The 21,862-nt window shown below is 40.8% G+C and carries 19 protein-coding genes, 1 rRNA gene and 1 riboswitch; of the genes, 18 read left to right on the top strand and 2 right to left on the bottom strand.

Translation table 11 applies throughout. The features are described 5' to 3' along the window. The first annotated feature begins 42 nt into the window (after positions 1 to 42). From ACZ47N_RS03615 to rpsI, 8 genes are all read left to right on the top strand, one after another. Complete coding sequence (locus ACZ47N_RS03615; protein ID WP_464887774.1) at positions 43 to 993, top strand: DNA-directed RNA polymerase subunit alpha; 951 nt, start codon at positions 43 to 45, stop codon at positions 991 to 993. A gap of 45 nt (positions 994 to 1,038) precedes the next feature. Further along, positions 1,039 to 1,380: a 50S ribosomal protein L17 gene (gene rplQ / locus ACZ47N_RS03610; RefSeq protein WP_464887773.1), complete on the top strand. Its 342-nt coding sequence runs from the start codon at positions 1,039 to 1,041 to the stop codon at positions 1,378 to 1,380. A gap of 102 nt (positions 1,381 to 1,482) precedes the next feature. After that, positions 1,483 to 2,319, top strand: a complete 837-nt coding sequence (locus ACZ47N_RS03605) for an energy-coupling factor transporter ATPase (RefSeq protein ID WP_464887772.1) — start codon at positions 1,483 to 1,485, stop codon at positions 2,317 to 2,319. After that, complete coding sequence (locus tag ACZ47N_RS03600) at positions 2,295 to 3,158, top strand: energy-coupling factor transporter ATPase (RefSeq protein ID WP_464887771.1); 864 nt, start codon at positions 2,295 to 2,297, stop codon at positions 3,156 to 3,158. The genes ACZ47N_RS03605 and ACZ47N_RS03600 overlap by 25 nt, the downstream gene beginning before the upstream one ends. Then, the gene (locus tag ACZ47N_RS03595; protein ID WP_464887770.1) at positions 3,151 to 3,951 is read left to right on the top strand and encodes an energy-coupling factor transporter transmembrane component T family protein; all 801 of its coding nucleotides are present in this window, start codon (positions 3,151 to 3,153) and stop codon (positions 3,949 to 3,951) included. Before ACZ47N_RS03600 ends, ACZ47N_RS03595 begins: the two co-directional genes overlap by 8 nt. A 12-nt stretch (positions 3,952 to 3,963) precedes the next feature. Then, a complete protein-coding gene (gene truA, locus ACZ47N_RS03590) occupies positions 3,964 to 4,749 on the top strand; it encodes a tRNA pseudouridine(38-40) synthase TruA (RefSeq protein WP_464887769.1) in 786 nt (261 codons plus the stop codon). 116 nt (positions 4,750 to 4,865) lie between these two features. After that, positions 4,866 to 5,294 (top strand): 50S ribosomal protein L13, encoded by a 429-nt coding sequence (gene rplM, locus ACZ47N_RS03585; protein WP_464887768.1) that lies wholly within the window; start codon positions 4,866 to 4,868, stop codon positions 5,292 to 5,294. A gap of 29 nt (positions 5,295 to 5,323) precedes the next feature. After that, positions 5,324 to 5,716 carry a 30S ribosomal protein S9 gene (gene rpsI, locus ACZ47N_RS03580; protein ID WP_464887767.1) on the top strand — a complete coding sequence of 131 codons (393 nt, stop codon included), beginning with the start codon at positions 5,324 to 5,326 and terminating at the stop codon, positions 5,714 to 5,716. A gap of 88 nt (positions 5,717 to 5,804) precedes the next feature. Here the strand turns inward: rpsI and cobO are convergent, their stop codons facing one another. Beyond that, positions 5,805 to 6,323: a cob(I)yrinic acid a,c-diamide adenosyltransferase gene (cobO, locus tag ACZ47N_RS03575; protein WP_464887766.1), complete on the bottom strand. Its 519-nt coding sequence runs from the start codon at positions 6,321 to 6,323 to the stop codon at positions 5,805 to 5,807. A gap of 119 nt (positions 6,324 to 6,442) precedes the next feature. On the opposite strand from cobO, the gene ACZ47N_RS03570 reads away from it, so the two are divergent. The 9 genes from ACZ47N_RS03570 to malQ all read left to right on the top strand — a co-directional run bounded on the left by ACZ47N_RS03570 (position 6,443) and on the right by malQ (position 19,166). Next, positions 6,443 to 7,084, top strand: a complete 642-nt coding sequence (locus ACZ47N_RS03570; RefSeq protein ID WP_464887765.1) for a class I SAM-dependent methyltransferase — start codon at positions 6,443 to 6,445, stop codon at positions 7,082 to 7,084. A gap of 152 nt (positions 7,085 to 7,236) precedes the next feature. Then, positions 7,237 to 8,073, top strand: coding sequence for an undecaprenyl-diphosphatase UppP (uppP, locus tag ACZ47N_RS03565; RefSeq protein ID WP_464887764.1), 837 nt, complete (start codon positions 7,237 to 7,239; stop codon positions 8,071 to 8,073). Positions 8,074 to 8,329: 256 nt separating this feature from the next. Then, positions 8,330 to 9,397 (top strand): glutamine-hydrolyzing carbamoyl-phosphate synthase small subunit, encoded by a 1,068-nt coding sequence (gene carA, locus ACZ47N_RS03560; RefSeq protein WP_464887763.1) that lies wholly within the window; start codon positions 8,330 to 8,332, stop codon positions 9,395 to 9,397. Then, the gene (gene carB / locus ACZ47N_RS03555) at positions 9,390 to 12,602 is read left to right on the top strand and encodes a carbamoyl-phosphate synthase large subunit (protein ID WP_464887762.1); all 3,213 of its coding nucleotides are present in this window, start codon (positions 9,390 to 9,392) and stop codon (positions 12,600 to 12,602) included. Before carA ends, carB begins: the two co-directional genes overlap by 8 nt. Beyond that, positions 12,599 to 13,372: a dihydroorotate dehydrogenase electron transfer subunit gene (locus tag ACZ47N_RS03550; protein ID WP_464887761.1), complete on the top strand. Its 774-nt coding sequence runs from the start codon at positions 12,599 to 12,601 to the stop codon at positions 13,370 to 13,372. The genes carB and ACZ47N_RS03550 overlap by 4 nt, the downstream gene beginning before the upstream one ends. Continuing rightward, positions 13,365 to 14,294, top strand: a complete 930-nt coding sequence (locus ACZ47N_RS03545) for a dihydroorotate dehydrogenase (protein WP_464887760.1) — start codon at positions 13,365 to 13,367, stop codon at positions 14,292 to 14,294. Before ACZ47N_RS03550 ends, ACZ47N_RS03545 begins: the two co-directional genes overlap by 8 nt. A gap of 494 nt (positions 14,295 to 14,788) precedes the next feature. Beyond that, positions 14,789 to 16,000 carry a DUF401 family protein gene (locus ACZ47N_RS03540; protein ID WP_464887759.1) on the top strand — a complete coding sequence of 404 codons (1,212 nt, stop codon included), beginning with the start codon at positions 14,789 to 14,791 and terminating at the stop codon, positions 15,998 to 16,000. A gap of 23 nt (positions 16,001 to 16,023) precedes the next feature. Next, positions 16,024 to 17,664, top strand: coding sequence for an alpha-glucan family phosphorylase (gene glgP, locus ACZ47N_RS03535; RefSeq protein WP_464887758.1), 1,641 nt, complete (start codon positions 16,024 to 16,026; stop codon positions 17,662 to 17,664). After that, on the top strand, positions 17,661 to 19,166 hold the full coding sequence (gene malQ / locus ACZ47N_RS03530; RefSeq protein ID WP_464887757.1) for a 4-alpha-glucanotransferase: 1,506 nt from the start codon (positions 17,661 to 17,663) through the stop codon (positions 19,164 to 19,166). The genes glgP and malQ overlap by 4 nt, the downstream gene beginning before the upstream one ends. A 128-nt stretch (positions 19,167 to 19,294) precedes the next feature. Here the strand turns inward: malQ and ACZ47N_RS03525 are convergent, their stop codons facing one another. Beyond that, complete coding sequence (locus ACZ47N_RS03525; protein WP_464887756.1) at positions 19,295 to 19,849, bottom strand: folate family ECF transporter S component; 555 nt, start codon at positions 19,847 to 19,849, stop codon at positions 19,295 to 19,297. A gap of 76 nt (positions 19,850 to 19,925) precedes the next feature. After that, positions 19,926 to 20,020: riboswitch (THF riboswitch) on the bottom strand. 273 nt (positions 20,021 to 20,293) lie between these two features. Here ACZ47N_RS03525 and ACZ47N_RS03520 point away from each other — a divergent pair. Further along, a 16S ribosomal RNA gene (locus ACZ47N_RS03520) occupies positions 20,294 to 21,823 on the top strand. Positions 21,824 to 21,862 lie beyond the last annotated feature (39 nt).

The raw sequence follows: 21,862 nt of genomic DNA, 5'->3' as shown, positions 1-21,862 counted from the left end.
TAAAAAGGAAGCCCGGGGAATCCAAAGGAGGGTCTTATTCGAATGATCGAAATGGAAAAACCGAGAATTGAAATACTTGAAATAGGCGAGAATCAAAAGAGTGGGAAATTTGTCATTGAACCCTTAGAAAGAGGGTATGGAACAACCCTTGGAAATTCCATGCGTCGAATTATGCTTTCATCACTACCCGGCGCGGCGGTGACATCGGTTCATATTGAAGGAATCCTTCATGAATTTGATAACATTGATGGCGTCAAAGAAGATGTGACAGAAATTATTCTCAATATAAAAGATCTCTCTATTAAAGTATATGGAAACGAAGAAAAAACCCTTCGTATCGAAGCGGAGGGTGAAGGTGTTGTTAGTGCCGGAGATATCATTGCGGATGCGGACGTGGAAATATTAAACCCAGATATGCATATAGCAACTTTAGCAGAAGGGGCTCGGTTAAATATGGAAATGTCCGTTTCTCAAGGTCGTGGCTACGTAACAGCAGAGGCTAATAAAACACCTGGCATGGCAATTGGTGTTATACCGGTGGATTCCATATTTACGCCTGTAAAAAAAGTAAGCTACACGGTTAGCAATACCCGTGTAGGTCAAATGACAGACTACGACAAACTGGTTATCGAAGTGCATACAAATGGTAGCATTACGCCTGAAGAGACGCTATCTTTGTCTGCAAAAGTGATGACCGAGCACTTGAATCTCTTTATCAATCTAACGGATCATGTTAACGATGTTGAAATCATGGTACAAAAAGAGGATGATGAAAAAGAGAAAGTGCTGGAAATGACTATTGAAGAGCTGGATTTGTCCGTACGATCCTATAATTGTTTGAAAAGAGCTGGGATCAATACCGTCGAGGAATTAGCAAAGAAAAACGATGACGAGATGATGAAAGTTAGAAACTTAGGAAAAAAATCTCTAGAAGAAGTTCAGAAGAAGCTGATAGCGTTAGGCCTTTCACTAAAAGATAAAGAAGAAGTTTAATGGTCTTTATTGGGACAACTGTCAGTAGCGAAGGAGGGAAATTTGATGGCAACATATAGAAAGCTAGGTCGTGATAGCGCACACCGTGACTTAATGCTTAGAAACTTGGTGACTAGTTTGCTTAAACATGGTAAAATACAAACCAGTGTCACTAGAGCGAAAGAAACAAAGCGTCTGGCAGAGAAGATGATCACCCATGGGAAAAAAGGAGATCTTCATGCCCGAAGACAAGCATTGGCCTATATTACGGAAGAAACTGTCGTTAAGACACTTTTTGAAGACATTGCTCCAAAATACCAAGAACGAAATGGTGGCTATACCCGTATCTTAAAACTTGGTACGAGAAAAGGCGACGGAACAGAAATGGTAATGATTGAACTGGTTTAGGGACCAACTCGGGATTAAGTTGTAATGCTTAGTCCCTATTTTTTATTTTTTTATGGATAAACAGGCATTTTATGAGGCTACTACTCTAAGGAGAATTTACTGATGATGAATGTAAAAGGTCTAACTTTCATATACAAAGGCCACGAATCTGACTTTCAGGCTCTAGATGGTGTTGATCTGGAAATTCATGAAGGTGAACATGTTGTCATTATTGGTCATAATGGTTCTGGAAAATCGACACTGGCCAAACAAATGAATGCTCTTTTGCTACCGACTAAAGGACAAGTCCTTGTTAAAGGAATGGATACTCGTGATGATGAAAACCTTTGGAAAATTAGGCAAGCAGCTGGCATGGTATTTCAAAATCCAGACAACCAAATCGTTGCAACGATTGTTGAGGAAGATGTTGCTTTTGGACCAGAAAATCTAGGTATTGACCCAAAGGAAATAAGAGATAGAGTAGATCAATCTTTGAAAGCTGTGGATATGACGGAGTATGCACAAAAAGCACCTCATTTATTATCTGGCGGACAAAAGCAAAGAATAGCTATTGCTGGAGTAATTGCCATGAAGCCAGACTGTATCATTTTTGATGAACCTACAGCCATGTTGGATCCATCAGGGAGAAAAGAAGTGATTCATACCATGCAGAAACTCAATAGAGAAGAAGGAATTACCATTATTCATATTACACATTTTATGGAAGAAGCCGTTGAGGCAGGCCGTATTGTCGTGATGGAAGACGGCGAAATCGTGATGGAAGGTAAGCCTAGAGAAATATTTTCTAGAGTTTCTGAATTGAAAAAATTAGGATTAGATGTACCCCAAATGACCGAGTTGTCAGAGGAGTTAAAAGAGGCAGGTATTGAAATTACTTCTAATATTTTGACAGTTGAAGAGATGGTGAGTGCCTTATGTCAATTAAAATCGAAGAATTAAATCATATATATAATCCAGGAAGCCCGTTTCAAACCAGTGCATTAGAGAATATTAATCTAGAAATAAAAGCTGGTGAGTTTATTGGACTCATTGGACATACAGGATCAGGGAAATCTACCTTAGTACAGCATTTAAATGGATTATTAAAACCCACCTCGGGAAGAATATGGATTCAAGGTCAGGAGTTAACCAAGTCTGGCATCAACATGAAACAGATTCGCAAACGAGTTGGTTTGGTTTTTCAGTATCCAGAGCATCAGCTTTTTGAAGAATCCGTATGCAGCGATATTGCATTCGGGCCTTCAAATCTTGGTTTGTCAGAGGAGGAAATTCTTGATCGAGTAAAAGAAGCCATGAATCTGGTGAATTTGTCATACGAAGAATTAAAAGATAGGTCTCCTTTTGATTTAAGTGGAGGACAAAGAAGGCGAGTGGCAATTGCAGGGGTTTTAGCTATGAAACCAGAAATTTTAATTTTGGATGAACCCACCGCAAGCTTAGATCCAAGAGGTCGTGATGAAATATTGGAGCAAATTAAGCGATTTCATCAAGAATTTGGACTGACAGTCATTCTGGTTTCCCATAGTATGGAAGATATAGGACGTCTCGTGAATCGAATTATAGTCATGGATGGTGGAAAAATTGCACTGACAGGTAGTCCGGGAGACGTATTCTCCAAATCCGAAGCATTAGAAAAAATGGGTCTTGGAGTTCCTCAAATTACAACTTTGATAAAGCGCTTAAACAAGGAAGGATATCAGTTGCCAGAAAACTTGTTTGCACTACAGGATGCAAAAGAAGCTATCCTAGAATGGCTAAGGGGTAATCATCATGCTTAAAGACATCACAATAGGACAACATTATCCCACGGGTTCGGTGATCCACAGACTGGATCCCAGAACAAAAATAGTGGGAACCTTTGCATTTATGGCGGGATTGTTTCTAATCCAATCTTTTGGAGCCTATATCGCTGTTATTGCCCTGTTAGGATCTGTTATTCTTACGTCGAGAATTCCGATAAAATATGTTATTAAAGGTTTAAAACCTTTAAAAGTTTTAATTCTAGTGACATTTTTTATCAACCTATTGATGACAAGAGGAGAAATTCTTGTAAGTCTTGGGCCTTTAAACATAACAAGAGAAGGGTTTCACCAAGGTGTTTTTATGGGAATGAGGTTGATTTTTCTCATCGTGGGAACTTCACTATTAACATTGACCACTTCTCCCATTACACTGACAGATGGAATAGAACAATTATTGAATCCGCTTCGAAAAATTGGAGTACCAGCCCATGAATTAGCCATGATGATGACCATAGCACTCCGTTTTATCCCAACACTCTTAGAAGAGACGGATAAAATCATGAAAGCCCAGATCGCACGAGGAGCTGATTTTGAGAGTGGCAATCTTATGAAACGAGCAAAAAGCTTGGTACCCTTACTCGTCCCTCTATTTATTAGTTCCTTTCGTAGGGCCGACGATTTAGCTATGGCCATGGAAGCAAGATGCTATCGAGGCGGAGAAAAACGTACTCGGCTAAAAGCGCTACAGTGGAAAACTCAGGATAGAATAGCCCTTCTTGTGATTTCTAGTTATCTTGGACTGATGATTTTGTTGCGGATAACTGTTTGATTGAGGTGTAAAATGAAGAGAAATCTGAAGATTAATATTCAATACGATGGCAGTAACTACAGTGGTTGGCAAATTCAGCCAAATGGGAAAAGCATTCAGGAAGAGTTGATGAAAGCACTAGAAGGACTGACTGGTCAGACCATAACCATTCATGGCGCTGGAAGAACGGATGCTAAAGTTCACGCATATGGTCAATGTGCAAGTTTTGAAATCCAGTGTAGCATCCCTACAGAAAAGTTTCCAGATGCTATGAACAGTTGCTTGCCAGAGGATATTGTGGTTACCAGTGCCTTAGAAGTGTCACCAGAATTTCATGCACGGTACAGCGCCAAAGGCAAGCAGTATGAGTATCGAATTATCAATCAACAATATCGAAGTGCTATTCATCGCCATTATGCATGGCACTTAGCTAGGTCTCTTTGTAGAGAAGGGATGAAAGAGGCGTTGGAAGTTTTTAAGGGCACCCATGACTTTTGTCAGTTTATGGCCAAGGGCAGTGATGTAAAAGATACGGTCAGAACCATCACGCATATGGAATTAGTACAAGGGAAAACACCCGAAGAAATATCCATTATAGTGGAAGGCAACGGATTTTTGTATAAAATGGTGCGGATGATAGTCGCTGCTGTTGTAGAAATAGGAATGAACAAATCGGATATAAATCAATTAGAGAAACGCCTACATCTCCAGAAGAGATGTTATCATAAATGGACCGCACCAGCCCAAGGATTGTTTTTAAACAAAGTTTATTATGACGAAATTTATTTAAGGCTTGACACACCAGGCACAATGGTTTAATATTATGGAGTGTGTCTAAGGGATCCCGCCCCGGGTCCTAGGCAGAATAGTTCTTTTAGAATAATGGAGAATGAATTACGAATTGCAAGTTTTTTTTGCAACAAGGAGGTAAAAACATGAAATCATATATGGCTAAACCAAGCGATATTGACCGCAAGTGGTATGTTGTAGACGCAGAAGGAAAAACCTTAGGTCGTCTTTCAACACAAATTGCTATGATCCTGATGGGGAAACATAAACCAGAATACACCAGTCATATTGACACAGGCGATTATGTCATCGTTGTTAATGCTGAAAAGGTAGAATTGACCGGCAAAAAACTAGATCAATCATTCCATGTTCGTCATACTGGATATCCAGGCGGACAAAGAAAAGTTTCGTTGAGAAATGTGTTGAATACACATCCAGAACGAGTAGTTGAGCACTCGGTTAGAGGAATGCTTCCTAAAAACCGATTAGGTCGTCAAATGTATAAAAAACTTAAAGTTTATGCTGGCAGTGAACATGCACACCAGGCACAAAAGCCAGAAGTTCTGGACGTGTAATGACTTTTTTCAGGAAGGAGTTTTGAAAGATGAGTAATGTAGTCTATTGGGGAACCGGACGTCGTAAGACATCTGTTGCCAGAGTTCGATTAGTACCAGGCGATGGTAAAATTATTATTAATGATAAAGACATTAATGAATACCTTAATTATGAAACCTTAAGAGAGCTTGTAAGAAGCCCACTTGAAAAAACAAATACATTGAGTCAGTATGATGTTTTAGCAAGGGTACATGGTGGAGGATTTACAGGCCAGTCTGGAGCATTAAGACACGGGATTTCCCGAGCATTAGTGAAAGCAGACGGAGAATTAAAAGACACGTTGAAAAAAGCAGGATTCTTAACGAGAGATGCTCGAATGGTTGAACGTAAGAAGTACGGTCTTAAAAAAGCCCGTAGAGCACCACAGTTTTCGAAAAGATAATCATTGCTTTCAAAAAACAGCTCACATACGTGAGCTGTTTTTTTGATGGCTAAGAAATATACAATAATGTGAGTTAGATGAGGAAGGATCAGTTTTCGATGCCCCTACGTGCCTGGACTCCCTGTTGGTAATAATGTTTTATTTCTTTCATTTCCGTTACCAAATCTGCTGCAGCTATTACTTCTTCTGGCGCATATCTTCCGGTAATGACCAACTCCATTTGAGCAGGCTTTGTAGCAATGAGGTCAAGGACATCTGCAATGGGAATTAATTGATAATAGAGAGCAATGTTTAGTTCATCAAGAATAACAAGGTCGTAAGCTTGACTTTGGATGATTTCTTTAGCTTTTTGGAGTCCTTCCAGAGCGATTCGCTTATCTTCTTCTGTGGGGTTATTCTTAATAAAACAATCACGACCATATTGTTCTATGGTAATTCCATGTAGCAAGGAAGGCGCTTCCATTTCGCTATAAGCCATACCTTTAACAAATTGTCCCATATATACTTTTTTGCCGCTACAAATGGCTCTTAGGCTAAGACCAAGTGCTGCAGTGGTTTTGCCCTTTCCGTTGCCAGTGTAAACATGAACATATCCTTGAACAGACATGATAATCACTCCTTTGGGTAATGGTTATTCTCCTATCATTATAGTAGAATGAATAAAGAAAAGCAAAGTATGATCAAATTCATTACTTGTCAAAAAAAGAAAGAGAGAGTGGAATAATAATGGAATATACTGGTGAACGAGTGGTTCCGGAATTGATGAATCCTAAAAATGGAATGCTGAAAGAGCATATAGCTCGGTATGAATTTGCTTCGACATATTGCAAAGGAAAGGTACTTGACCTTGGCTGTGGTGTTGGATATGGGATAGAAATCTTGCTGGACTTAGATGAAGAACGAGAAATCGAGCAGATAGTGGGAATTGATTGGGACCAAGAAAGCATTGCTTATGCACGTGAAATGTATGGGTATCAGAAAGCATCCTTTTTTCAAGGAGATATCCGAGATGAAAATATTGTAGATCAAGTGGGAATCTTTGATACCATTACGTGCTACGAAGTGATTGAACATTTGCATGAAGATCATCTAGTGATGGAAAACATAGCGAAAATGCTGAAAAAAGATGGTGTTTTGCTGATTTCGACGCCTTTTGGAAAAGGAAAAGGAAAGCCATGCGCCTCGCCATTTCATGTACATCAATATTTAGAAAAGGAATTTATGGAAATATTAGAAGTGCATTTTGATGTGGAAATGTATCATCAGGTGGATGTAAGGATAGAAAAACCTAATTTGGAAACAAAATATTACCTTATGGTGGCCGTATGCAGGCATCGAGTTGGTAAAAACAAGTTCTCTGATAAATGATTTTTTAAAATGAAAAAGAATAGTGAGAGCATATCACATAAGAAGTGGAAAGATATAAGAAAAGTGCTAGATAGCCTTTGACAGTAGGCAAGAGAATCGAATATAATAAACCATTGTGAGTAAGAAAACAACAGTGACGGGAGGATATTTATATGACGTTGTTTCAAGCGATTGTCCTGGGAATTGTACAGGGAATAACGGAGTTTTTGCCTGTGAGTAGTTCTGGTCATTTAGCCCTAACTCAGTTTTTGTTGGGAGTGCCAGAGGATCGAGTGTTTTTTTTGACCGTAATGCTCCATATAGGCACCTTGTTTTCGGTACTGGTGGTATATTGGTCGGATCTGGTTAATATTTTGATAGCATTTTTTAAAATGTGTATGGATGCCCTTAGAGGGAAAGGCTTAGGATTGGAAAATGAATACCGAAAGTTGGCTTTTCTTATCATTGTGGGAACCATTCCGACGGGGATTATGGGCCTATTACTTAGGGATCTTTTCGCCAATATCTATACATCACAAAGGGTGATTGGTATCGCGCTTATTCTAACGGGAACGCTACTGTGGACATCAGAGCGATCTCAGCAGTTCCAGAACAATAAAAAAGAATTATCAGAAATGACATGGAAAAATGCAGTAGCTGTTGGTGTTTTTCAAGGATTTGCTATTACACCTGGTATGTCTAGGTCGGGAGCAACTATTTCTGGTGCTTTATTCCAGGGCATCAACAAACATACAGCGACTCGATATTCTTTCTTACTATCTTTCCCGATCATCGCCTTAGCCACAATGCTAGAAGTGGTGGAGGCTCTGGAAGTTGGAACGGTGGATGTGACATTAAGTATGTTAATGGTTGGGATTATAACCTCTTTTTTAGCAGGTGTTTTTGCCATTAGAGCATTAATACGTATGATTGCACAAGGAAGACTTTATTATTTCTCTTACTATACATGGGCGCTGGGAAGTGGATCTCTGATCCTTTCTTTTTTATAAAATTATTGACAGAGATAGGATATCATGATAAGCTGTTTTGAAGATATAAACTAGATAAAAGAAAACACCTTTAAATTGATCCTGTGAGGTCAGAAAGGGAGTGTTAATGTGAACCTTAGGTATCGAATGACCTGTCAATGGTATTATTATGTAGGAAAGATTATAGGGCAATGAAAAAAGCAGGATACGCTGCTTTTTCATTGCTTTTTTTGTTTTTCAAAGGAAGACAACCTACTTTGAACAGGAGGATTATAAGATGAGTGCAAGATTAATACTAGAAAATGGAATAACCTTTGATGGAATAGCCTTTGGGTATCAAAAAGAAAGCGTAGGAGAAGTTGTTTTCACCACTGGAATGACTGGGTATCAAGAAGTGTTGACAGATCCATCTTATCACGGCCAAATAGTTACCTTCACATATCCGCTCATTGGAAACTATGGAATTAATTTGGAGGACATTGAGTCATCTAAACCTCATCCTAGAGGGATTATCCTTCGAGAAAAATCTAATTTTCCTAGTAACTGGCGGTGTGAAATGGATCTGGATGGATATTTGAAACATCATAAAATAATAGGGCTGGAAGGAATCGACACAAGAGCACTTACTAAAATCATACGTGAGGAAGGATCTATGAAAGGGATAATATCTCTTCAGGATGTTTCAGAAAGCCAAATAAAACATAAATTCCTCCACTTTAACAATCAAAATGCAGTGGAGCAGGTGACTGTTTCGGAAAGTTATGAAATAAGTGGAACCGGAGCTCATGTGGCAGTGTTGGATTGTGGTATAAAGGAAAACATCCTTCGTTCCCTTCAATGGAGAGACTGTCGGATCACGGTATTTCCTGCTAAGTCGACGGCTGAAGAGATTTTGGCCGTTAATCCAGATGGAATTCTTTTGTCCAATGGACCAGGTGATCCTGAAGACATGTTGGAAGTAGCCGCTAATATTAAAATGCTTGTAGGAAAAAAACCAATATTTGGGATTTGTCTTGGACATCAATTAATAAACTTAGCTTTAGGGGGGCGAAGTGAAAAAATGAAGTTCGGACATCGTGGATGCAACCATCCTGTGAAAGATCTACAACAGGGAAAAGTGTATATTACCTCTCAAAATCATGGATATATGGTTACTCAAGTACCAGAAGCCTTAGAGATTACCCATATTAACCTAAATGATCAATCAATAGAAGGCCTTCGGCATAAAAGCTTACCAGTTTTTAGTGTGCAGTTTCATCCAGAAGCTAGTCCAGGACCAAGAGAAACTAAATACTTATTTGATGAATTTATCAGCTCGATGAAGGGAGGAAACGAAGATGCCTAAAAATACAAGCATAAAAAAAGTGTTGGTAATTGGTTCCGGTCCTATTATTATTGGACAGGCAGCTGAATTTGATTATTCTGGAACTCAGGCTTGCCAAGCTTTAAAAGAAGAAGGTATAGAAGTGGTTTTAATAAACAGCAATCCGGCGACTATTATGACAGATAAAGCCTTTGCAGATAAAATATATCTGGAACCTTTAACCGTTGAATTCGTTGAAAAAGTCATTAAAAAAGAGAAGCCAGATAGCTTGATGGCAGGAATGGGAGGCCAAACAGCTCTAAATTTGGCGGTTGAGTTAAATGATAGCGGAATTTTGGAAAAATATGGAGTACAAGTTATTGGGACATCCATCGAATCCATAAAAGAAGGAGAAGACCGAGAACGGTTCAAAGCTATGATGGAACGCATTGAACAACCCGTCATTGAAAGTGCTACGGTTACGAATCTGGAAGAAGGGCTGGCTTTTGCGGTGGAAGTAGGTTATCCAGTGATAGTACGGCCAGCCTATACCTTAGGAGGAACTGGTGGAGGCATGGCTTACGATGACCAGGAGTTGGAAGAAATTCTGGCTAGAGGCCTTCATCTTAGCAGAGTTGGTCAAGTATTGTTAGAGAAATCTGTTTTAGGGTGGAAGGAGATCGAATACGAAGTGATGCGCGATGCTAACGGCACATGCATTACCGTATGCAACATGGAAAACATAGATCCAGTTGGTGTTCATACCGGCGATAGTATAGTGATTGCTCCGGTTCAAACCTTAAGCGATAAAGAGCATCAAATGCTGCGGACAGCCGCTATTGATATTATAAATGCGGTAGGGATTGAAGGCGGATGCAATGTACAGTTTGCTATGCATCCTAGGAGTTTTGAATATGCAGTCATTGAGATAAATCCTCGGGTCAGTCGATCTTCTGCTCTTGCTTCCAAGGCAACAGGTTATCCCATTGCCAAGGTAGGTGCTAAGATAGCGCTGGGGTATGGGTTAGATGAAATAAAAAATGAAGTGACAGGAAAGACTTTTGCTTGCTTTGAACCGACCTTGGACTATGTGGTTCTTAAAATTCCAAAATGGCCCTTTGATAAATTTCGCAACGCAAAACGCTCATTAGGGACTAAAATGATGGCTACAGGGGAAGTGATGGCCCTTGGAAATAATTTTGAGGCAGCATTTTTAAAAGGGATTAGATCTCTTGAAATTGGTCAATACAGTCTTTGTCATTGGGATTCTGAGAAAAAAAGCCTTGAAGAACTAAAGGCACAAATTCAAATCCCAGATGACGAGCGTATCTTTGATTTGGCAGAAATGCTTCGTCGAAATTATCGAGTAGACAAAGTGTCTCAGATTACTGGGATGGATCCTTTTTTTATTAATAAAATTCAAGGGATTGTTGCTATGGAAGAGGCTCTTAGAGAAGAAACTCTGGATACATTAACAGCGGAAATCCTTAGAAACTATAAGCAAAAAGGGTTTTCAGACAAAGGGATGGCTGATTTGATAGGATGCAGCCCTCAGGACCTTTATGCCCTGCGTAACAAGTGGAACATTCATCCAGTTTATAAAATGGTGGATACCTGTGGTGGCGAATTTGAAGCCCAATCCCCTTATTATTACTCCACCTACGATCAGGTGGATGAAGTGGAGGTGACAGATCGACGAAAAATCATGGTGATCGGGTCTGGGCCAATTCGTATTGGCCAGGGAATAGAGTTTGACTATTGTTCTGTACACAGCATTCTAGCACTGAAAAAAGCAGGGATGGAAACCATCATGGTCAACAACAATCCGGAAACCGTGAGTACGGATTTCAATATTTCTGATGAACTATATTTTGAACCTCTAACAGAAGAAGATGTTTTAAACATTGTGGAGAAAGAAAGACCCGAGGGTGTAATCCTCCAGTTTGGAGGCCAGACTGCCATCAAACTGGCAGATTTTTTCCGAGAAATGGATATTCCTATTCTTGGGACACAGCCTGAACAAATTGATGCAGCAGAAGACCGGGAAAAATTTGAAGCATTAATGGAAGATCTAAAGATTAGACGACCGAAAGGAAAAGCAGTTTGGTCATTAGGAGAAGGGTTAAAAGTCGCCCAAGAGCTAGGATATCCAGTTCTGGTGCGTCCATCCTATGTTCTTGGTGGAAGAGGTATGGAGATCACAAGAGATGCAATGGAACTGGAGAAATACTTGACAGAAGCCTTTAAAGCAGACCATAAAAACCCTGTGTTGATCGATTGTTACCTGATGGGCCGTGAAATTGAAGTGGATGCCATTTACGATGGTGAAGATCTTTTGATTCCAGGAATCATGGAGCATTTGGATCGGGCAGGGGTACATTCTGGGGACAGCACATCGCTTTATCCATCTGAACATTTGTCAAAGGAAAGAAAGGCAGAACTTTTAGAGGTGACACACAAAGTAGCCAAAGGATTACAAACCTTAGGCATGGTCAGTATCCAGTTTATTGAATTTGAAGACAAATTGTACCTGATTGAAGTCAACCCACGTTCTAGTCGAACAGTGCCCTATATTAGTAAAGTTACGGGAGTACCAGTGATTGAACTTGCAACCAGAGCTATGCTGGGAGAAAAGCTGAAGGATATGGGCTGGGGCATAGGGCTTTATAAAGAGCCAGCATTTTATACCGTTAAAGTCCCTGTGTTTTCAACAGAAAAGCTTCCGATGGTGGAAGTAAGCCTTGGACCAGAGATGAGATCCACTGGAGAAGTTTTAGGAATAGGCAAGAGTTACACAGAAGCCATGTATAAAGGACTGATGGCTGCGGGCATCAAGATGCCAACTAAGCAAGGTACCATATTGGCCACGGTCAACCTACATGAACATGAAAACTTTGCTCAGTTAGCAAAACGACTTCATGCCCTGGGATTTCACTTGAAGGCTACAGTAGGAACGGCTAAGCATCTGGAACAATATGAAATACCCGTTGAACAGGTTAAAAAAATCAAAGAAGGAGTCCCTAATTTACTGGATCTTATTAGAAGTGGAACCATAGATATGATTGTGAATACACCGACAAAAGGAAACGATAGCCTAAGAGATGGATTTCGTATTCGGAGAAATGCAGTTGAAGCTGGCGTTCCCTTGGTGACATCTTTAGATACTTTGGAAGCGATGATTCGTATTATGGAAAGTGGTCTAGAAATAGAGGCATTAGAAGTGGTAGAAATAGGAGGGAAGGCATGAAAAAAATGATTACAACAACCATCATAGATCAGACAAAAATAGGAGAAAATTCTTGGAGCCTTTGGTTGAAAGCTCCAGGCATTGCGGATGAAGTAGAACCAGGCCAATTTGTTCATGTAAAATTGAACCAAGGAGAAAAGCTATTGCCCCGTCCGTTAAGTATTTGTGAAGCGGATCGTGAAAAAAATGCTCTACGACTTGTATATGCAGTTGTTGGAAATGGAACAAAAGATCTTTCCTGCATGAAGGTAGGTGAGACCTTGTCTGTAATGAGCCCCCTTGGAAAGGGGTTTAAAGTGGATGCCACAGTGAGGAAAAGCATCCTTGTTGGAGGAGGGATGGGGATTCCGCCACTTTTGGAATTGGCTAGACGTATCCAAGGAACGAAAGAAATCTATCTGGGATATAGTACCACCCCATTTCTGGTAGAAGAATTTCAAGCCTTAGATGCGAATGTTCATATATCAACAGATAATGGGTGTGTAGGACACTGTGGAACGGTTATCGATAACATGAATCAGAGACAAGCAAGTGGTGATAGGATTTATAGCTGTGGGCCCCGACCTATGTTAAAAGCACTTTCGGCTTGGGCCAAAGAAAAAGAGATACCTGCCCAAGTTTCTCTTGAAGAACGGATGGCCTGTGGCATCGGTGCCTGTTTAACATGCACCTGCAAAATAGCACAAGAAAACCAGAAGGAAGGGGATTACCAAAGAGTGTGTGCAGACGGGCCTGTATTTTGGAGTCAGGAGGTGGTATGGGATGACTAAATCAATGGGTAAAAAACCAGACCTTTCTGTGAAAATTGCAGGAGTTTCCTTAAAAAATCCTGTGATGTCTGCTTCTGGAACCTTTGGCTCTGGAAGAGAATATGGTGAGTATGTAGACTTAAATCGGCTTGGGGCAGTGGTTGTAAAAGGCGTTAGTTTGACACCTTGGAAAGGCAATCCAACACCAAGAGTGGCAGAGACCTATGGGGGAATGCTTAATGCAGTAGGATTACAAAATCCAGGGGTAGATTCCTTTATCGAAAAGGACATTCCTTTCCTGAAACAGTACGATACTCGGATTATTGTTAATGTTTCGGGCAAAAGCATGGAAGAATATTCTAGTGTGGTTGAAAAATTGGCAGAAACAGAGGTTGATATGTTGGAATTAAATATCTCCTGCCCCAATATAAAAGAAGGTGGCATCGCCTTTGGAACTGATCCACAGATGGCTGCGTTGGTTGTTAAACAAGTGAAGAAAGTAGCTAAACAACCACTGATAGTAAAACTAAGTCCTAACGTAACCGATATTACTGAAATTGCAAAGGCCGTTGAAAGTGAAGGAGCCGATGCGGTCTCTTTGATCAATACATTGATGGGCATGGCCATCGATATACATCAGAAAAAGCCGCTATTAGGAAACATAATGGGAGGACTCTCAGGTCCAGCTATCAAGCCAGTAGCCCTAAGGATGGTATATCAGGTTGGTAAGGCGGTACAGATTCCTGTGATTGGCATGGGAGGCATTACCAACGGAGAAGATGCAGCAGAATTCATTTTGGCTGGGGCTACTGGTGTAGCAGTTGGAACAGCGAATTTTTCTGATCCTTGTGCCACCATAAAGGTTTTAGAGGGATTGGAGGCCTACATGATAGAACAAGGATTTTCTTCTATCGAAGAAATAAAACAAGCGATGATCTTCTAAAAAAGCAGAAAAAAAGATTGATTGAATTATCAGAAAGTGGTATAATATATTCAAGGAAAGAGGTTTTGTAGCCTGGCAAAACAACTCTTTAAATGCAGAGACGTCCTAAGATGCGGAGTGGACTTCGCATAATAACAATAGGAGACAGAGTGAAATCCTTGTATTCCTATGAAAAGAACCGTTACCTTGTATGAAAGAAAGGCTGTTTGCATGAAAATTGTTCATCAAGTTCTAATGCAAAATGTCAGGGGGTATGCGGAATCCAATATTCGATAAACAATAAAACTGAATATCCAGGCAACCTAAGAGGTCTCTGCAGTTGACAGGATTTTTCGAGAATGGACACCATTACCGAAGAATCCTGTTCCTTTTTGAAAAAATAGAGATAGATGAGCTTGCAAATCATTTCTTCCCATAGAAATTCATGATACAATCACAGAAAGGCGTGAAGGAAAAAATCTTCATCAATAAAAAATGGGAAGAGGGTGAAATCCTTGGAGTTAGTTAAATTAGTAGCTATCTTTGTGCTCATATTGTTGATGATCCAACGCAAAATAAACCTTGGAATTGCCATGACAATAGGGTCTGTATTGATGGCTTTTTTTTACCATATGACGTTTTTAGAAACCATTGAAACCATAATGGTGGCCCTTACCAACACATCTACTTTACAAACATCAGCAGCACTTATTTTTATCATGATCTTGGAGTACCTCATGAGACAACGGAAAATGTTGGAAACAATAGTGGATTCACTGAATTATCTAATTCGAGATTATCGTTTGGTCATGCCTGTTCCAGCTGTATTTATGGGGCTATTACCATCGGCGGGAGGGGCGTTGTTTTCAGCATCTATGGTAGCCAATGCTTGTGGGGATCATTCTATGAGTGCAGAACGAAAAGGCGTCATTAATTTTTGGTACCGACACGTTTGGGAATGCGTATTGCCATTGTATCCATCTTTAATCATTGCATCTGAAATTATGGGAGTGCCAATGAATCAATTTATTCGAAATACATACCCATTTACGGTGATGGCAATCCTCTTAGGATGTCCCTACTTGTTTTATCATATGAAAAAAGACTTTAGATCCCTTCCCAAGGAAGTTGAAATAGCATCAGAATCTCAAAAAATAAAGCGCGTTGGAGAGTTGTTAAAGGGAATATCACCTATTTTGGCAATTCTTTTGCTCTTTTTTATAGCTGGTTTGCCTTTATGGATCTCTCTTTTGTTGGTCATCACACCAATGTTTCTTTCCTTAAGAATACCTTTAGCAAAAATACCCGCATTTCTCAAGGAATCCGTTTCAGCAAAGATCATTTTGATTTTAGCAGGGGTCATGATTTTTAAAGAAATGTTGGAGGCTTCTGGTGCCGTGACAATTTTGGTAGAACAGATGATGGAATGGGGAATACCCCTGGTGCTGTTATGTATGTTGCTTCCTTTTTCCATTGGTTTTTTCACTGGTCTCTCTCATGCTTTTGTGGCTATTGCATTTCCAATTCTTTTAGGAATGATGACAGAGATAGATTTAACGTTAATGGCACTAGCTCATGTCAGTGGTTTTGCAGGAATTATGTTATCACCAATGCATCTATGTTTAGTACTAACAGCTGATTTTTTTAGTGCGAAAATGGGTAAGATGATGGCAATGATGATCCCTCCTTTGTTCTTTATGATAGGTGTTGGATTGTTTTTAGTCTAAGGCAAAGAAGAAAGGGTGATAAAGTGACAAAGAAAAAGTCAGAACAGAAAAAAGTAGCTTATTTTTGCATGGAATATGGACTAGCATCTGAGTTTAATATTTATTCAGGAGGTTTAGGGATTTTAGCAGGAGATCATTTGAAGGCATGTAAAGATAAGGAAATACCCTTGGTAGCCATTGGTATAAAGTGGAAACAGGGCTATGTAGAGCAGCGACTGGATGATAAGGGGAATGTATATGATTGTTATCGGGATATTGACACATCTAAACTAGAAGATACTGGAACCACAGTGGAAGTAAGGATTCGAGAAATGTCCGTACCTATCAAAGTGTGGAAAACAGAAGCGTATCAAAACGCACCTTTGTATTTGTTGGATACAGATGTGCCAGGGTCTCCTTATCATGGCATTACGAAACAACTTTATGGAGGCAACGATGAGGAACGTGTGGCGCAGGAAATTGTTTTGGGTTCAGGGGGTGTAAAAGCACTAAAAGCATTGGGGATTGAAGTGGAGACGTATCATTTTAACGAAGGCCATGCAGCCCTAGCTGGATTAGAGTTAATCTCAGAAAAAATGAAAAAAGGCTTTTCATTTTATGAAGCTTGGGAACAGACAAGAAAACAAATCGTTTTTACGACGCATACACCAGTAGAAGCAGGAAATGAAATTCATCCCATTTCAAGGCTTCGATACATGAGTGCCAATATTGGCCTCACCATTGAACAACTAGCTGAAATTGGAGGGATTCCCTTTAATATGACCGTGGCGGGATTTCGTCTTTCCAGAAAAGCCAACTCGGTGGCGGCTCTTCACCTAGAGACAACCAAAAAAATGTGGCGTAAGGTTCCAGAGAAAGCTCCGTTAATTAATATAACCAATGGAGTGCATGGGAAAACATGGATGGATCAACGGTTCATGAATGAATTCTTGGATTCTAGTGAATGTTGGAAAATCCATCAGGAAAATAAAAAAACGCTTATCGAAACCATTTTTAAAAGAACAGGTACAAAGCTAGAAACAGATAAATTGCTTATAGGGTTTGCTAGAAGAATGACCCCGTATAAAAGAAGTAATTTGATTTTTAGTCAGCCAGAAAAAGTGCAATCACTGCTAGAGAATGGAAAGATTCAACTGGTGTTTTCAGGGAAGTCTCATCCAATGGATGCCAAGGGAAAAGAAATGCTAAGCACTTTACATGAAATGCAGAAAAAGCATCCCAAATCCGTTGTATTACTACAAAATTATGATATGGATCTGGGCGCTAAATTGACCAGAGGATGTGATGTTTGGCTGAACAATCCCCAGAGGCCCAAAGAAGCCTGTGGAACTTCTGGGATGAAAGCAGCTATGAATGGAGTGCTTAATTTGAGTATTTTAGATGGTTGGTGGCCGGAAGCCTGCCAACATGGCTATAATGGATGGGCTATTGGAGATGAAATCGTTCCTCAGACCGAAGAAAAGCAGAATCATAAAGATGCACAAGCCCTATATGAAGTTTTGCTTGATGAAGTGATACCGACCTATTATGAAAACCATGAAAAATGGGTAAACATGATGATGGAAAGCATAACATCAGTAAAAGAAGCTTTTTCCGCATCTCGAATGGTACAGGAATATTGGGATAAAATGTATAAACCGAAAAAAGGTAGAGGATTGGCATGATTATTTCTGAAAAAAGTGCCGGCTTACTCCTGCATATAAGCTCATTACCAACTAAACATGGAATAGGGGATATAGGCAGTGGGACAAGAGAGTTGCTTGACTTTTTAGTTCAAACAGAGCATCGGTATTGGCAGATACTTCCCATTCATCCTGTTGGATACGGAGAATCTCCTTATCAAAGCTACTCTGCCTTTGCTGGAGAAGAATTATTCATAGACCCGTTGTGGTTATATGAAGATGGATATTTAAAGAAACAAGAGCTGGAAGCGGCACCGGATTTTAGTGAAAGCAAAGTTAACTACGAAGCATGTAGACAATGGAAGGAAAAACTATTTCAACAAGCATTTTTACGTTTTAATAGTCGAGTCCGTGAGAAAAGCTATTCAACATTTTTGGAACATCATAAAGGATGGTTGGAAGATTATTGTCTCTTTAGAGCGATAAAAGACCAAGAAAAGGGGAAACCATGGCATGTATGGCCATCGGGACTAAGAGATCGTGAAAAAGAGGCCTTAGAGGCCTTTCAAAAAGAAAACCAAGGAGTTATTCGTTATTATGAGTTTTTACAATATTGTTTTTTTACCCAGTGGGAACATATGAAAAGAACCCTTCAAAAGAATAATATCCAAGTAATCGGTGACTTACCAATATTTATAGCCCATGATAGTGCGGATGTTTGGTCGAGTCCTGGTTTATTTCAATTAGAAAAAAATGGAAGGCCAACGGTGGTGGCTGGTGTACCACCAGACTATTTTTCTGAAACTGGTCAACGATGGGGAAACCCACACTATCGTTGGGAAGTAATGAAACAAAACAATTTCAACTGGTGGAAAAAGCGAATTAGTCATCTGTTGGAACTGGTAGATCTTATAAGAATCGATCATTTTCGTGGTTTTGAAGCATACTGGGAGATACCAGCGGATGAAAAAACAGCTGTTAAGGGTAAATGGGTGAAAGCCCCAGGAGAAGCTTTTTTAAATTCTCTAAGAAAAGATTGGCCTAAACTCCCATTTATTGCCGAAGATTTGGGGATCATTACACCTCCGGTGAAAGCGTTGAAAAAAAAGTTTTCGCTGCCAGGAATGAAAATACTGCAGTTTTCCTTCTATTCTAAAATCAGCAAAAAGGAAAGACCTTTTGAATATGAAAAAAACACCTTTGCCTACAGTGGTACTCACGACAATGATACGATGGTCGGTTGGATTGAAGCAGAAGCCAGAAAAGATAAAACCATTAGCCGACGTTTGAATCAATACCATCAGATTAATGTTAAAGGATCACTAGAACAGACTTGCTGGCTGCTATTGGATTTGTTGTTTAAGACAAATGCTGGCGTCGCTATGGTTCAAATGCAGGATTATTTATGTCTTGGGACGGAAGCTAGAATGAACTTCCCTGGAACCACCACCAATAATTGGCAGTGGAGATGTTCCAAGGAAGCCATGGAAGACAGGGTTTTGAGAAGGCAAATCAAACAGCTCCTTACAACACATGGGAGATGAAAATCAAAGCCCTGAGAGTCTTGGAAAAAGGAAAGTAGCGTTTTCAGAAAACGATGTTAGCAGCAAAAAGCTCCTGCCAAAGAGCAGGAGCTTTTTAGGAATAGCATTGAATGAGGATCTATCCTATCCTATACTAAGCCAGGAATCAGATTGGTCTTTTGGAAAGACTTGACCACGGCATAAACCAGCATTGTATTGACAATCGTAACAAGACCATGGCTGGCTAGTCTTGCTGGGAACAAAACCCAGAAACCAGTGCCAAGCAAATGAGTTAACCAGACGGTGTTTAAAAATCCAGAAATTAAGAAATAAACAAGCAGATTAGATGATATAACCGTAGGTAGAGAGAATTTTTGGAATCCAAACCGAGTCCCAAGTAAGGCGACAAATCCTGGTATAAGACCAGTTAACCCAGCACTTATGGTAAATCCAGGATGATAAGCGCCTCCATGGGAGTTGATCAAAAATCCCAGCAAGTCACTTACGATACCAGTCAAAAATCCAGCTAATGGCCCTAGCATAATGCCTGAAATGATTAAAGGAACATTCCCAAAACTCATACGAACACTGTTGTTGAAAAGCATAATGGCTCCGATGCGGGAAAGAATAATGTTGATGCCCACAAAAAAAGACGCCATCACTAAAACTTTAGTGGATATACGTCCGGTGTTTGTTAGAAACATATGCACACCTCCTTTCTCTTTGGTGAGGCAATGATGACCCCACATAAGAGAAATAAAGGGATGATTTCTCCAATGTGGCAGCGGAAGCAACATCATAACGCGAACGAACAATTCTTCGTTTGAGAGCAACCTCCCATCTCTCAACACTTAACGCATAATGTCTACTCTGCCTCTGCTAATATCATATGATAAGATAGTAGGAAAGTAAAGGAATACATGATGAAATAAAGGGTGCTTAAAAAAAAAGACAATAAATATTTAAAAATTGTTGACACCCCCCGTTAAAAGTGGTATATTAAATGAGCCGCAAAAAACAAAGATTTTACTAACAAAACAGCGGCGACAAAATGGTTCCTTGAAAACTGAACAGCAGAAAAGAACGAAACCACACGTCAAAGACGTGATAGTAAGAAACGCAAGCTTAGGCTTGGGTTAGGGAAGACTTTATATAAGAGTTTGATCCTGGCTCAGGATGAACGCTGGCGGCGTGCCTAACACATGCAAGTCGAGCGGAGTACTTTTTCGGAAATCTTCGGATGGAAGAAGAAGTTACTTAGCGGCGGACGGGTGAGTAACGCGTGGGCAACCAACCTTGATCAGGGGGACAACATTGGGAAACCAGTGCTAATACCGCATAGCTCTATTGAAAGGCATCTTTTAATAGAGAAAGATTTATCGGATCAAGACGGGCCCGCGTCTGATTAGCTAGTTGGAGAGGTAACGGCTCACCAAGGCGATGATCAGTAGCCGACCTGAGAGGGTGACCGGCCACACTGGAACTGAGACACGGTCCAGACTCCTACGGGAGGCAGCAGTGGGGAATATTGCACAATGGGGGAAACCCTGATGCAGCAACGCCGCGTGAGCGAAGAAGGCCTTCGGGTCGTAAAGCTCTGTCCTATGGGAAGAAGAAGTGACGGTACCATAGGAGGAAGCCCCGGCTAACTACGTGCCAGCAGCCGCGGTAATACGTAGGGGGCAAGCGTTATCCGGAATCACTGGGCGTAAAGGGTGCGTAGGCGGCTAAGTAAGTCAGGGGTGAAAGGCATTGGCTCAACCAATGTAAGCCTTTGAAACTGCTTAGCTTGAGTACAGGAGAGGTAAGTGGAATTCCTAGTGTAGCGGTGAAATGCGTAGATATTAGGAGGAACACCAGTGGCGAAGGCGACTTACTGGACTGTAACTGACGCTGAGGCACGAAAGCGTGGGGAGCGAACAGGATTAGATACCCTGGTAGTCCACGCCGTAAACGATGAGTGCTAGGTGTTGGGGGTCAAACCTCAGTGCCGGAGCTAACGCAATAAGCACTCCGCCTGGGGAGTACGCTCGCAAGAGTGAAACTCAAAGGAATTGACGGGGACCCGCACAAGCAGCGGAGCATGTGGTTTAATTCGAAGCAACGCGAAGAACCTTACCTGAGCTTGACATCCCTCTGACCGGCAAGTAAGATTGCCTTTCCTTCGGGACAGAGGAGACAGGTGGTGCATGGTTGTCGTCAGCTCGTGTCGTGAGATGTTGGGTTAAGTCCCGCAACGAGCGCAACCCCTGTTATTAGTTGCCAGCAAGTTAAGTTGGGCACTCTAATGAGACTGCCGGTGATAAACCGGAGGAAGGTGGGGATGACGTCAAATCATCATGCCCCTTATGTTCAGGGCTACACACGTGCTACAATGGCCGATACAAAGGGCAGCGAAAGAGCAATCTGGAGCGAACCCCATAAAGTCGGTCCCAGTTCGGATTGAGGGCTGCAACTCGCCCCCATGAAGTTGGAGTTGCTAGTAATCGCGAATCAGCATGTCGCGGTGAATGCGTTCCCGGGTCTTGTACACACCGCCCGTCACACCACGGAAGTCGGAAGCACCCGAAGCCAGTTACCGAACCTAACGGACGGAACTGTCGAAGGTGAAGCCGATAACTGGGGTGAAGTCGTAACAAGGTAGCCGTATCGGAAGGTGCGGCTGGATCACCTCCTTTCTAAGGAGTAAAAAAAGGTTTCGAACATCTGCTGTTCGG

Source organism: Tindallia texcoconensis (assembly GCF_055383815.1).
This window is presented reverse-complemented; position numbering and strand designations above follow the sequence as displayed.

What these genes read in the sequence shown, in the direction of transcription:
- ACZ47N_RS03615 (WP_464887774.1), top strand. Translation starts at nt 43, where the DNA reads ATGATCGAAATGGAAAAACCGAGAATTGAAATACTTGAAATAGGCGAG.
- rplQ (WP_464887773.1), top strand. Translation starts at nt 1,039, where the DNA reads ATGGCAACATATAGAAAGCTAGGTCGTGATAGCGCACACCGTGACTTA.
- ACZ47N_RS03605 (WP_464887772.1), top strand. Translation starts at nt 1,483, where the DNA reads ATGATGAATGTAAAAGGTCTAACTTTCATATACAAAGGCCACGAATCT.
- ACZ47N_RS03600 (WP_464887771.1), top strand. Translation starts at nt 2,295, where the DNA reads ATGTCAATTAAAATCGAAGAATTAAATCATATATATAATCCAGGAAGC.
- ACZ47N_RS03595 (WP_464887770.1), top strand. Translation starts at nt 3,151, where the DNA reads ATGCTTAAAGACATCACAATAGGACAACATTATCCCACGGGTTCGGTG.
- truA (WP_464887769.1), top strand. Translation starts at nt 3,964, where the DNA reads ATGAAGAGAAATCTGAAGATTAATATTCAATACGATGGCAGTAACTAC.
- rplM (WP_464887768.1), top strand. Translation starts at nt 4,866, where the DNA reads ATGAAATCATATATGGCTAAACCAAGCGATATTGACCGCAAGTGGTAT.
- rpsI (WP_464887767.1), top strand. Translation starts at nt 5,324, where the DNA reads ATGAGTAATGTAGTCTATTGGGGAACCGGACGTCGTAAGACATCTGTT.
- cobO (WP_464887766.1), bottom strand. Translation starts at nt 6,323, where the DNA reads ATGTCTGTTCAAGGATATGTTCATGTTTACACTGGCAACGGAAAGGGC.
- ACZ47N_RS03570 (WP_464887765.1), top strand. Translation starts at nt 6,443, where the DNA reads ATGGAATATACTGGTGAACGAGTGGTTCCGGAATTGATGAATCCTAAA.
- uppP (WP_464887764.1), top strand. Translation starts at nt 7,237, where the DNA reads ATGACGTTGTTTCAAGCGATTGTCCTGGGAATTGTACAGGGAATAACG.
- carA (WP_464887763.1), top strand. Translation starts at nt 8,330, where the DNA reads ATGAGTGCAAGATTAATACTAGAAAATGGAATAACCTTTGATGGAATA.
- carB (WP_464887762.1), top strand. Translation starts at nt 9,390, where the DNA reads ATGCCTAAAAATACAAGCATAAAAAAAGTGTTGGTAATTGGTTCCGGT.
- ACZ47N_RS03550 (WP_464887761.1), top strand. Translation starts at nt 12,599, where the DNA reads ATGAAAAAAATGATTACAACAACCATCATAGATCAGACAAAAATAGGA.
- ACZ47N_RS03545 (WP_464887760.1), top strand. Translation starts at nt 13,365, where the DNA reads ATGACTAAATCAATGGGTAAAAAACCAGACCTTTCTGTGAAAATTGCA.
- malQ (WP_464887757.1), top strand. Translation starts at nt 17,661, where the DNA reads ATGATTATTTCTGAAAAAAGTGCCGGCTTACTCCTGCATATAAGCTCA.
- ACZ47N_RS03525 (WP_464887756.1), bottom strand. Translation starts at nt 19,849, where the DNA reads ATGTTTCTAACAAACACCGGACGTATATCCACTAAAGTTTTAGTGATG.